At 72.9% G+C, this 10,959-nt stretch carries 11 protein-coding genes; 7 read left to right on the forward strand and 4 right to left on the reverse strand.

What is annotated here, in order from left to right:
• From B1L11_RS42620 to B1L11_RS42635, 4 genes are all read left to right on the forward strand, one after another.
• The coding region (locus B1L11_RS42620; protein ID WP_143737952.1) for an acyl-CoA dehydrogenase family protein at positions 1-787 on the forward strand (787 nt) is incomplete at its 5' end.
• Positions 784-1,209, forward strand: a complete 426-nt coding sequence (locus tag B1L11_RS42625) for a MaoC family dehydratase (protein ID WP_079320852.1) — start codon at positions 784-786, stop codon at positions 1,207-1,209. The genes B1L11_RS42620 and B1L11_RS42625, both read left to right, overlap by 4 nt.
• Positions 1,206-2,381 carry a lipid-transfer protein gene (locus B1L11_RS42630; protein WP_079320853.1) on the forward strand — a complete coding sequence of 392 codons (1,176 nt, stop codon included), beginning with the start codon at positions 1,206-1,208 and terminating at the stop codon, positions 2,379-2,381. Before B1L11_RS42625 ends, B1L11_RS42630 begins: the two co-directional genes overlap by 4 nt.
• Positions 2,378-3,211, forward strand: a complete 834-nt coding sequence (locus B1L11_RS42635) for a MaoC/PaaZ C-terminal domain-containing protein (protein ID WP_256863391.1) — start codon at positions 2,378-2,380, stop codon at positions 3,209-3,211. The genes B1L11_RS42630 and B1L11_RS42635 overlap by 4 nt, the downstream gene beginning before the upstream one ends.
• Here the strand turns inward: B1L11_RS42635 and B1L11_RS42640 are convergent.
• A complete protein-coding gene (locus tag B1L11_RS42640) occupies positions 3,190-3,957 on the reverse strand; it encodes an SDR family oxidoreductase (RefSeq protein ID WP_256863392.1) in 768 nt (255 codons plus the stop codon). The genes B1L11_RS42635 and B1L11_RS42640 overlap by 22 nt on opposite strands.
• Positions 3,958-4,081: 124 nt before the next feature.
• On the opposite strand from B1L11_RS42640, the gene B1L11_RS42645 reads away from it, so the two are divergent.
• Entirely contained in the window at positions 4,082-5,662 is a 1,581-nt protein-coding gene (locus tag B1L11_RS42645; protein WP_218671669.1) for a FadD3 family acyl-CoA ligase, read from the forward strand.
• A gap of 260 nt (positions 5,663-5,922) precedes the next feature.
• Positions 5,923-7,224, forward strand: a complete 1,302-nt coding sequence (locus B1L11_RS42650; protein WP_143737954.1) for a condensation domain-containing protein — start codon at positions 5,923-5,925, stop codon at positions 7,222-7,224.
• On the opposite strand, the gene B1L11_RS42655 is transcribed toward B1L11_RS42650, so the two are convergent.
• Positions 7,209-8,363, reverse strand: a complete 1,155-nt coding sequence (locus tag B1L11_RS42655; protein ID WP_079320855.1) for a HAMP domain-containing sensor histidine kinase — start codon at positions 8,361-8,363, stop codon at positions 7,209-7,211. The genes B1L11_RS42650 and B1L11_RS42655 overlap by 16 nt on opposite strands.
• A complete protein-coding gene (locus B1L11_RS42660; RefSeq protein WP_143737955.1) occupies positions 8,360-9,016 on the reverse strand; it encodes a response regulator transcription factor in 657 nt (218 codons plus the stop codon). The genes B1L11_RS42655 and B1L11_RS42660 overlap by 4 nt, the downstream gene beginning before the upstream one ends.
• Positions 9,017-9,171: 155 nt before the next feature.
• Here B1L11_RS42660 and B1L11_RS42665 point away from each other — a divergent pair, with 155 nt between their 5' ends.
• Entirely contained in the window at positions 9,172-10,638 is a 1,467-nt protein-coding gene (locus B1L11_RS42665; protein ID WP_143737956.1) for a phospholipid carrier-dependent glycosyltransferase, read from the forward strand.
• A 36-nt stretch (positions 10,639-10,674) separates the two neighbouring features.
• Here B1L11_RS42665 and B1L11_RS47660 read toward each other — a convergent pair.
• On the reverse strand, positions 10,675-10,959 hold a 285-nt coding region (locus tag B1L11_RS47660), incomplete at its 5' end, for an HNH endonuclease signature motif containing protein (protein ID WP_079320856.1).

Genomic DNA, 10,959 nt, shown 5'->3' on the forward strand with positions numbered 1-10,959 from the left:
CTGCTCCCCGGAGCGGCGGACGGCTCCGTCCCGGCTCACCGTGGCGCTGGAGGAGTTCGGCCCGGCCGACCCGGCAGAGCCGCGCTGCGCGGCCCGTCCGGATGGCGACATCTGGCGGCTGACCGGCGTCAAGGCGGTGGTCCCCTCGCCGTTCGGCGCGGCCCACGTGCTGGTCTCGGCGGCGGCGGAGGGAGCGCCGGGCCTGTTCCTGGTGGCCTCGGACGCGGAGGGCGTCTCCTGGCAGGCCGAGGAGACCACGACGCACGACCTCGCCGGCACCCTCACCCTGGACGACGCCCCGGCGCAGGCGGTCGGCACGCCGGGGGACGGCGCGGTCGGGTGGACGATCGAACGGACGGCGGTCGCGCTGGCGGCCGTGCAACTCGGCGTCGCCCAGGGCGCGATCCGGCACGCCGTGACATATCTGTCCGAGCGCAGGCAGTTCGGCCGTCCGCTCGGCACCTTCCAGGCCGTGCAGCACCAGCTCGCCGACTGCTACATCGACGTCGACGCGATGCGCGTGTGCCTGTGGCAGGCGGTCACCTCGCTGCAGGAAGGCGAGGACGCCGCGGCGGCCGTGCTCGTCGCCAAATGGTGGGCCGGGGACGCCGGGCTGACCGTGGCGCACCGGGTGCAGCACGTCCACGGCGGCATCGGCGTCGACGTCGACTACCCGGTCCACCGGCACTTCCTGTGGGCCAGGCAGATCTCCGGCACGCTCGGCGGGCCGAGCGCCGACCTCGCCAAGCTCGGCGCCGTCATCGCCGCCGGAAGGATCGCGTCATGAACGGGCGGACGTACGAGGAGGTGGCGGTGGGGGAGGAACTGCCCCCGCTGCCGATCCCGCTGACCCGCACGCTCATCGTGGCGACCGCGATCGCCAGCCGCGACTACCAGGACGTCCACCACGACCCCGGCCTCGCGGTCGAGCGCGGGTCCAAGGACATCTTCATGAACATCCTCACCACCAACGGCCTGGTCGACCGGTACGTCACCGAGTGGGCCGGCCCGGCCGCCGTCGTCAAGGCGATCAGGATCAGGCTCGGCGTGCCCAACTACCCCGGCGACACGATGACGCTGACCGGCACGGTCACCGCCAAGCACGACGAGGACCGCCGTGTCGAGATCGCCGTACGCGGCGAGAACGGCCTGGGCGCCCACGTCACCGGCACCGTCGCCGTACGGCTTCCTTCGGAGGACGTGAGATGAGCGTTCTATCCGGTACGGCGGCGATCGCCGGCATCGGCGCGACCGAGTTCTCCAAGGACTCCGGCCGCAGCGAGCTCCGGCTCGCCTGCGAGGCCGTGCTCGCGGCCGTCGCCGACGCCGGCCTGAAGCCGTCCGACGTGGACGGGATGGTGACGTTCACCGCCGACACCAACGCCGAGATCCACGTCGCCCGCAACACCGGCATGGGCGACCTGACGTTCTTCTCGCGCATCCCGCACGGCGGCGGCGCGGCCTGCGGCACCGTCCAGCAGGCGGCGCTGGCCGTCGCGACCGGCGTCGCCGACGTCGTGGTCTGCTACCGGGCGTTCAACGAGCGGTCCGGCGTGCGCTACGGCCTCGGCCAGGCGGACCGGCCGGTCGAGACGGGGGCGGACAGCGCGGCGTACGCCTGGCTCAACCCGTTCGGCCTGTCGACGCCCGCCCAGTGGGTGGCCATGTTCGCCCGCCGCTACATGCACGAGTACGGCGCGACCAGCGAGGACTTCGGCCGGGTGGCCGTGGTGGACCGCAGGCACGCCGCGAACAACCCGGCGGCCTGGTTCTACCAGCGGCCCATCACCCTGGAGGACCACCAGGCGTCGCGCTGGATCGCCGAGCCGCTGCACCTGCTGGACTGCTGCCAGGAGACCGACGGCGGCCAGGCGCTCGTCGTGGTCTCGGCGGAGCGGGCGCGCGACCTGCCGCACCCGCCCGCCCTCATTCTCGGCGCGGCCCAGGGCTCGGGCGACGAGCAGCACATGATGACGAGCTACTACCGTCCCCGCATCACCGGCATCCCCGAAATGGGGCTGGTCGGGCGGCAGCTGTACGCGCAGAGCGGCCTCGGCCCCGCCGACATGGACGCGGCGATCCTGTACGACCACTTCACGCCGCTGGTGCTGCCGCAACTGGAGGAGCTGGGCTTCTGCGCCCCCGGCGAGGCCAAGGACTTCGTCGCCGAGGGCAACCTGGAGCTCGGCGGGCGGCTGCCGTTCAACACCCACGGCGGCCAGCTCGGCGAGGCGTACCTGCACGGCATGAACGGCATCGCCGAGGCCGTACGGCTGGTGCGGGGCACCAGCGTCAACCAGCCGGAAGGAGTGCGCAACGTGATCGTGACGGCGGGCACCGGGGTGCCCACCAGCGGCCTGGTGCTCGGAGCCGACCGGTGAACACCGGCGAGATGAACGCTGCCGAGTGGGCCGGCCGCGACCTCGGCGAGCGCACGGTCGCCTACGACGAGCGGGAGGCGATCCTCTACGCGCTCGCCGTCGGCGCCCCGGCCACCGACCTCGACCTCGTCTTCGAGGAACGGCTGCGGGTGCTGCCGACGTTCGCGCTGACCAAGGCCCAGTGGGCGCCGGACGCGCTCGGCTCGCTCGGCGCGTTCGACACCCGGACGGCCGTGCACGGCTCCCAGCGGCTGATGGTCCGCACGCCGCTGCCGCCCGCGGGCGAGCTGACCATGAAGGCCCGCGTCGCCCGCGTCTGGGACAAGGGCGGCGCCGCGGTCTTCGAGGTCGAGGTGGACAGCGAGTTCTTCCTCGCCACCTGGTCGCTGTTCGCGCCGGGGCGCGGCGGGTTCGGCGGCGAGCGCGGGCCTTCGGCCCCGAAGCGGCCCGAGACGCCGCCCGCGCGTCATATCCGGCTGGACACCTCGCCCAACCAGGCCGCGCTCTACCGTCTGCTCGGCGACCGGCACCACATGCACATCGACCCGGAGGCGGCGAAGGCGGCCGGGATGCCCAGGCCGTTCATGCACGGTCTGTGCACGCTGGCGGCGGTGACGCTGCCCCTGGCCGACGCCGTGGGGGCGCACCCGGCCGCCCTGGCCGAGCTGGCGGGCAGGTTCGCCGCCCCGGTCTTCCCCGGCGACCGCCTCGACCTGCGTACGTGGGACGCCGACGACGCGGTGGTCTTCGAGGTGGCGGTGAACGGCACGCCCGTACTGACTGGCGGGCGTGCCGTCTTCCGCGAGGCTCAGCCGCGCGTCACCAGGTAGCGGGCCGGGACCTCGCCTCCGCCGTGCACCGGGACGTCCGCCCCGGTGAGGTAGGAGGCGAGGTCGCTCGCCAGGAAGAGGCAGGCGTTCGCCACGTCCTGTGGCACCGCCATCCGGCGCATCGGGATGACCTCCGACAGGGCCGCGCCGCCGTCCTCGCCGTACAGGGAGGCGGCGGCCTCGGTCCTGATCAGGCCGGTGGTGATGTGGTTGACCCGCACCTTCGGCGACCACTCAAGCGCCAGCGCCTTGGTGAGCATGAGCAGCCCGGCCTTGGCCGCCGAGTACGCCGCGGTGCCCGGCTGCGGGTCCGCCCCGGAGACGCTGCCGATGTTGACGATCGACCCCCCGGTCTCCTGCTCGCGCATGACGAGGTTGGCCGGCTGGGCCACGTAGAACGGCGCGAGCAGGTTGAGGTCCACGATCCGCTCGACGAACCGCGGCGAGACCGTCGCCGCGTCCGCGTTCGGCGATCCTCCGGCGTTGTTGACCAGCACGTCGAGCCGGCCCAGGTGATCCACGGTCTGCTCCACCAGCCGGGCCGCCTCCGCGGGGTCGCGGATGTCGGCGGCGACGAAGCGCGCGATCCGGCCGCCCGCCGAGGGCAGCTCGTCCGGCTCGTTCCGCCCGCACACCACCACCCCGGCGCCCGCGGCGAGGAACGCCTCGGCGATCACGAAGCCGATGCCCTTGGTCCCTCCCGTGACCAGCACCGCCCGGCCGCCGAAATCCATCGTCACGTTCACCAGTTCCTCCCGACTCTCGGATGACCCAGGGAGGGTACGGCCGCCCGCCCGCCGGTGGGGGAGAGGTACCGGCCAGCGGGACCACGCCTGACGGGCCGGGCCGGGACGGCCCACCATGACGGTCATGACCGAGAACGAGGCGCTGACGATCCCGGGAGTGCTGGAGCAGGCGGCCCGGGAGTTCCCGGGCACGGAGGCGGTGGTGGACGGCGCGTCCCGCCTCACCTACGCGGAGCTGTACGCCCGGGTGCGCGAGGCGGCCCGCGGCTTCCTCGCGCTCGGCGTGGAGCCGGGGGAGCGGGTGGCGATCTGGGCTCCCAACAGCACGCGGTGGATCGTCACCGCCCTCGGCGCGCTCTGCGCCGGCGCCGTCGTGGTGCCGATCAACACCCGATACAAGGGCGAGGAGGCCCGCTGGCTGCTGGCGCGCAGCCGCGCCCGCGTACTGTTCACCGAGGACGGCTTCCTCGGCAACGGCTACCTCGCCATGCTCGGGGTCGCCGCCTCCGGCGTCGAGGGCCTGCCCGCGCTCACCACGGTCGTCACCTACGACGAGGACCCCAGGCCGGGCGCCACCACCTGGGCGGACTTCCTGGCGGCCGGTGCGGCGGCGCCGGACGAGGCGGCCCGGGAACGCGCCGCGGCGGTGCGCCCCGACGACGTGGCCGACATCCTGTTCACCTCCGGCACCACCGGCAGGTCCAAGGGCGCGATGTGCACCCACCGGCAGAACGTCCGCACCTACCTCGCGTGGAGTGCGCGGACCGGGCTGCGCCAGGGCGACCGCTACCTGATCGTCAACCCGATGTTCCACACCTTCGGCTACAAGGCCGGGGTGTTCGCCTGCCTGCTCAGGGCCGCCACGATGGTGCTCCAGCCGGTGTTCGAGCCGGACGAGACGATGCGGCTGATCGAGGCCGAGAAGATCACCGTGCTGCCCGGCCCGCCGACCGTCTACGTCTCCATGCTCGACGCGCCCGGCCGCTCCCGCTACGACCTGTCGTCGCTGCGGCTCGCGGTCACCGGCGCCTCGGTCGTCCCGGTGGCGCTCGTACGCCGCCTGCGGGCCGAGCTGTTCCCCCAGGTCGTCACCGCGTACGGGCTGACCGAATCGTGCGGCACGGTCACGGCGTGCTCGCTGGAGGACGACGACGTGACCGTCGCCACCACCTCCGGCCGTCCGATCGAGGGCGTGGAGGTGAAGGTCACCGGCCCGGACGGCGCGCCGGTGCCGGCGGGCCAGGACGGCGAGATCCTGGTGCGCGGGCACAACGTGATGGTGGGCTACCTGGACGACGACGCGGCGACCGCGGCGGCGATCGTGGACCGCTGGCTGGTGACCGGCGACCGCGGCCGGCTCGACGAGCGGGGCTACCTCGCCATCACCGGCCGGTCGAAGGACATGTTCGTGGTCGGCGGCTTCAACGTGTACCCGGCCGAGATCGAGCAGGTGCTCGCCGCCCATGAGGGCGTCGCCGAGGCCGTGGTGATCGGGGTGCCGGACGCCCGCATGGGCGAGGTCGGCCGGGCCTACGTCGTGCCCCGCCCCGGCGCGGCGGTCACCCCGGAGGTGGTGACGGCCTACTGCCGGGAACGGCTGGCCAACTTCAAGGTGCCGCGCGAGGTCGTCCTCGTGGACGGCCTGCCGCGCAACGCGACCGGAAAGATCGACAAGGCCGCGCTGGCGGTTCGGCCGCCCGCGTAAATCGCCGTCCTCATTGTCTGGATACGGTCGGACCGGATGCGGCCGCATCGGACGCGGAAGTTTCCAGGTTGTCAAACACCGGGATGGAGCGCTGCCCGGCGGTATCCGCCACGTGCGGGAATCGCCTGTCGCCACCGCCGGGTCACATTGGGCCGCGGCGAACGGCGATAGAAGATATTGACCGGCCCAGAGGCGAAACCTAGCCTTCGTGGGAGCGTTCCCACGCCCGCCCGCAGCACCATGTTCCGCGAAGGAGAGCCATGCGGCTTTTGGTGGATTTTGCCGCCAACCGTTCCGATCGAACGGAGCTCGCATGGGGACAGCGGGCCATCTGGGAGGCCATCCACCGGGTGGGGCCGGACAGCGCCCACTACTTCAACGTGCCCCGGGTGCTCGCCGTCCCCCGCGCGGGCGGCCCGCGTCGCCCCGGGGTCGTGGCGGCGGCCCTGGCCGAGGTGGTGGGCAGGCACGACGGCCTGCGATCCCTGGTACGGCTGGGCGCGACCGGGCCGTACCAGGAGGTCGCGGCGGCCGGCACTCTGCCGATCGAGATGGTCGAGACGGCACGCGGTGAGGCGGACGACGCCGTGGCGGCACTCGTCGCTCGGCTGGCCGGGCGGTCCTTCGGCGACGGCGAGCAGCCGCTGCGCGCCGGATTCGTGGTGTGCGACGGCGCCGTCACCCACGTGGCGCTCGTGATCAGTCACGTCGTCGCGGACTGGCGCGCGGCCGACGTCGTGGTGCGCGACCTGCGGATGCTGCTGCTCCGCGGAGCGATCGCGCGGCCGCCGTCGTCGCAGTTGCTCGACCTGGTGCGGGAGGAGAAGGCCGCGTCGGCCCGTTCTGACCGGGCGATCGCGCAGTGGGAGGCGCTTCTGCGGACCGTGCCGTCCGCCATGTTCCCGGAAGCGGTCGCGGCGGGCGCGACGCCGAGGTACGCGCGGGCCGTGTTGTCGTCGCCCCGGCTCAACCACGCCGCACATGTGCTCGCCCGCCGTGCCGGCGTCAGCACCGCCACGGTCCTGCTGATGGCGGTCGCCATGCAACTGCGTGAGCTGACCGGGCACGAGGTGTGCGCGATCACTCCGATCGTGCACAACCGCTTCGACGATAGGACCCGAGACCTGGTCACCAGCCTGAACCAGCTGGGACTGTTCACCCTGGGCCCGTGCGGAGGCCTTGCCGAGACCCTCGTCAGCGCCTATCCGGCGGTTCTCGCGTCCTACCGGCGCGCGCGCTTCGACACGCTGGCCTTCGACGCGATGATCGACCGAGTGAGCGCCGACCGGGGCGTCTCCGTGTTCCCGTCGTGCTGCTTCAACGACCTGCGCCCCGGAGAGGATCCGGGCGGCGACGGCAGCGCGGACGGGGAGTCCGAGCTGGAGTGGCTCCCCGGCACGGACCAGCGCAGCTGCCACTTCTGTGTGGCCCTGATGCGCTGGAAGGGCACGCTCGGCGTGGAGTTGAGCGCCGACACCACCCGCCTGCCCGAGGGCGAGATGGCCGCCCTGCTGCACCGGCTGGAGTCCTTCGTGGTCGATGCGGCTCAGCGGCCTTCGTAGGGCAGCTCGACGGCGAGGGTCAGGCCGCCCTCCTCACGCGGGGTGGCGGTGACCACGCCGTCATGGGCGTCGGCGATGGCGCGCACGATCGACAGCCCGAGGCCGCTGCCGCGCTCGGAGCGCAATCGGTCGCCGTGCAGCCGCCGGAACGGTTCGAAGATCGTCTCGATCTCGTACGGCGGCACGGGCAGGCCGGTGTTGGCCACGACGAGCTCCACCTGGTCGGCCCGCCGCCGCGTGGACACCCACACCTCGCCGCCGGGGTGGTTGTGCCGGATCGCGTTCTCCACGAGGTTCTGCACCAGCCGTTCCACCAGCACCGGCTCGCCCGCCGTCGGCGCGGGGTCGAGCAGCCGGTGCACGGTCACCTGGGCCGCCTCCGCCTCCTCGGCCGCGGTGTCGAGCACGTGCTCGGCCACGTCGGTCAGGTCGAAGGGCCGCCGGTCGAGCACCTTCTGCTCGCCCTCGGCCAGGGCGAGCAGGCCGTCGATCAGGCGTTCGTGCCGGGTGTTGACCAGCAGCAGCGACTCGCCGAGCCGCTTGACGTCCTCGCTCGCGTCGGCGCGGCGGACCGCGACGTCCACCAGCGTGCGGTTGATGGTCAGCGGCGTGCGCAGCTCGTGTGAGGCGTTGGCGACGAAGCGCCGCTGGCCGTCGAACGAGCGGGCGAGGCGGCCGAGCACGGTGTCGACGATGTCGGCCAGCTCCTTGACCTCGTCGTCCGGGCCGTCGTGCGCGATGCGCTCGGTGAGGTCGTGGCTCTGCGCGATCCGCCGCGCGCTCTCCGTCACCGACCGCATCGGCCGCAGCGTCCATCCGGCCGCGCGCCAGCCGAGCAGCGCCGCCAGCCCGCCCCCGGGGAGGAGCGCGATCCCACCCCCGACGAGCACGTTCTTGACCGCGTCGGCCTGGTAGACGCGCCTGACCTGCGCGACCCGCTGCTGGGCCACGTAGTACTCGTAGTGCCAGGGCGAGTAGACGGTGCCGGCGACGCGGATCCACTGAGGCTGCCGCAGCCCGTCGCGGGGCTCCAGGCTCTGCCGTACGACGAAGGCGAGGACCCCGACCAGGACGGCGCCGGCGAGCACGAAGACCACGCCGAAGGCGAGCGCGAACCGCAGCCGCAGGTTCTTCGTCATGGGATGCGATACCCCGCTCCCGTGACCGTCTCGATGACCGGCGGGTCCCCGATCTTGCGACGCAGCTTCATCATCGTCGTGCGGACGGTGTTGGTGAACGGGTCGATGTGCTCGTCCCACACCTTCTCCAGCAGCGTCTCGCTGGAGACCACCGCGCCGTCCGCACGCAGCAGTTCGGCCAGCACCCCGAACTCCTTGCGGGCGAGCGGCACGTATCGCCCGTCGCGGAAGACCTGCCGGTGCGCCCAGTCGAGCCGGATGCCCGCCCGCTCCAGGATCGGCGGGTCGGCCGGCCGCACCCGGCGGCCCAGCGCGTGCACCCGGGCCACCAACTCCTCGAACGCGAACGGCTTGGGCAGGTAGTCGTCGGCGCCCAGCGACAGTCCCTCCACCCGCGAGCGCACGTCGGCCGCGGCGGTCAGCATGAGCACGCGGACCTGCGCGGCCTCGGCCACCAGCGCCCGGCACACGTCGTCGCCGTGCGTCCCCGGCAGGTCCCGGTCGAGGATCAGCACGTCGTAGTCGTGGACGCGCACCCGCTCCAGCGCCCCGTCGCCGTCGTAGGCGACGTCCACCGCGAGCGCCTCCTCCCGCAGGCCCTCGGCGATCGAGTCGGCGAGCATCCGCTCGTCTTCCGCGACCAGCACCCGCATCGAAGCCCCCTTCACCCGTCGAAACCGTCCCAGGCTGCCAGGAGCGGCATAACCAGGACGTAACCGAATCAGGTGACGGGGAGTTTATCGATCTTTCGCTGAAGTGTCCGGGCGCCGCCGGGGAGCCGCCCCGGCCCGGACCCGGGGGATCGTCCATGCTCACCTCGACACCCGCCCTACGGACAGCGCCGCGCGGGCGCGCCCGCGCGAAACGCGTGCTGACCTGGGGACACGGCCTGTTCGCGGTCGTGCTCGCCGTGGCGGCGGCCCTGCGCGTGCTCGTCATGCTGACGTACGACACGGCGCAGCTCTACTGGTACGACTCGTTCACCTATCTCGACACGGCCGTCCACCTGAAGCCGGGCGGCGGGTTCCACCCCGCCGGGTACTCCTTCTTCCTGCGGCTTCTGTGGCCGTTCCACAGCGTCGAACTGGTGGCCGGCGTGCAGCACGCCATGGGCCTGGGCATCGCCGTGATGGTCTACGCGTTGCTGCGCCGCCACCGGCTGCCCGCGTGGGGCGCCACCCTGGCCACGCTGCCCGTGCTGTTCGACCCGGCGTTTGTCCGCCTTGAGCACGCCGTGCTCTCCGACACCCAGCTGATCTTCCTCGTCGTCGCCGCCCTGACCGTCGTCATGTGGCGGGCCAAGCCGTCCGTACGGGCGGCCGCCGTCGCGGGGGTGCTGCTCGCGCTGGCCGGGCTCACCCGGACCGCCGCAGTGCCGCTGCTCGGCCTGGTCCTGCTGTATTTGGTCGTACGCCGGGCGGGAGTGCGCCAGGTGGCCGCGCTTGCCCTTGCGGGGGTGCTGCCGCTGGTCGCCTACGCGGGCTGGTATCAGGCTCACCACGGGCGCTTCGCGCTCAGCGGCTCCGACGGGGTGGCACTGTGGGCGCGGACGATGACGTTCGCCGACTGCTCGGTCGTCAGGCCGCCGGCCGGCGAGGCGAAGCTGTGCCCGAACGGCACCGTTGTGGACGCCGCGTCCGAGTACGTGTGGGCGCCGGGCGCCTCGCTCAACCTGCTGCCCGGCGACCGCTTCTCCCACAACGACCTGGCCCGCTCGTTCGCGCTGCGCGCCATCGCGGCGCAGCCGCTCGACTACCTGCGCGAGGTCGCGCACGATGCCTCGCTCGCCTTCGCGGTCACCCCTGTGCGGCACCCGGCGCGCGTGTCCCCGGCGCTGTCGTTCCCCGTCGGCTCCTGGCCGCTGTCCTCCTTCCCGCTCATCGAGACCGTGCGCGGCGAGTACGACCCCGCCATCCGCGGCATGTCGTCGGTCGAGCCGTACGCGTCGTTCCTCGGTTTCTACAGCTATCCCGGCCTCCTGCACGGCCCTCTGTTCGGCATGGCCCTGCTGATCGGCGGGATCGGCGGGATCGGCGCGATCGGCCGGCGGCGGGCGGCGCTGCTGCCGTGGGCGGCGGCCGTGTACCTGTTCCTCGGCCCGATCGCCGCGCTCGACTTCGACCACCGCTACATGCTGCCCGCCGTCCCGGTGGCCTGCGCCGCGGCAGCCCTGGGCATGAGAGACCTGCGCGTACGAGGCCTGCGCATACGAGGCCGCGGCATCCGGGATCTGGCCGTGACCGGCCTACGCCGCCTCCGCCGAGCGGCCGTCTGACCGTCGCCCGGCCGCCTCGATGTCTCGCCAATCCCGCTAAACCCGTAGTCGCCGGCCTCTTATGTGGGTCGGGTGGTAGGTGAAGGCCCAGCGGTCGGTGCCTTCTTTGTGGCGGGTGTAGCGGTCGGGGTGGCGGTAGCGGTCGCGGTTGTGGAACTGGCAGGCGGGGCCGAGCAGTTTCAGGTTGGTGAGGCCGCCGGTGCTCCAGTTGTCGGCGTGGTCGATCTGGCACATGGTGGCGGGCAGGGGGCAGCCGTCGATCCAGCAGGTGGCGTAGCGGGCGAAGATCGCGCGTCGTTGGGCGGGGGTGGCCAGGCGGAC

The organism is Microbispora sp. GKU 823 (genome assembly GCF_002027145.1).
Classification (GTDB): Bacteria; Actinomycetota; Actinomycetes; order Streptosporangiales; family Streptosporangiaceae; genus Microbispora; species Microbispora siamensis.

What these genes read in the sequence shown, in the direction of transcription:
- B1L11_RS42655 (WP_079320855.1), bottom strand. Translation starts at nt 8,363, where the DNA reads ATGACGAAGAACCTGCGGCTGCGGTTCGCGCTCGCCTTCGGCGTGGTC.
- B1L11_RS42665 (WP_143737956.1), top strand. Translation starts at nt 9,172, where the DNA reads ATGCTCACCTCGACACCCGCCCTACGGACAGCGCCGCGCGGGCGCGCC.
- B1L11_RS42630 (WP_079320853.1), top strand. Translation starts at nt 1,206, where the DNA reads ATGAGCGTTCTATCCGGTACGGCGGCGATCGCCGGCATCGGCGCGACC.
- B1L11_RS42650 (WP_143737954.1), top strand. Translation starts at nt 5,923, where the DNA reads ATGCGGCTTTTGGTGGATTTTGCCGCCAACCGTTCCGATCGAACGGAG.
- B1L11_RS42625 (WP_079320852.1), top strand. Translation starts at nt 784, where the DNA reads ATGAACGGGCGGACGTACGAGGAGGTGGCGGTGGGGGAGGAACTGCCC.
- B1L11_RS42645 (WP_218671669.1), top strand. Translation starts at nt 4,082, where the DNA reads ATGACCGAGAACGAGGCGCTGACGATCCCGGGAGTGCTGGAGCAGGCG.
- B1L11_RS42660 (WP_143737955.1), bottom strand. Translation starts at nt 9,016, where the DNA reads ATGCGGGTGCTGGTCGCGGAAGACGAGCGGATGCTCGCCGACTCGATC.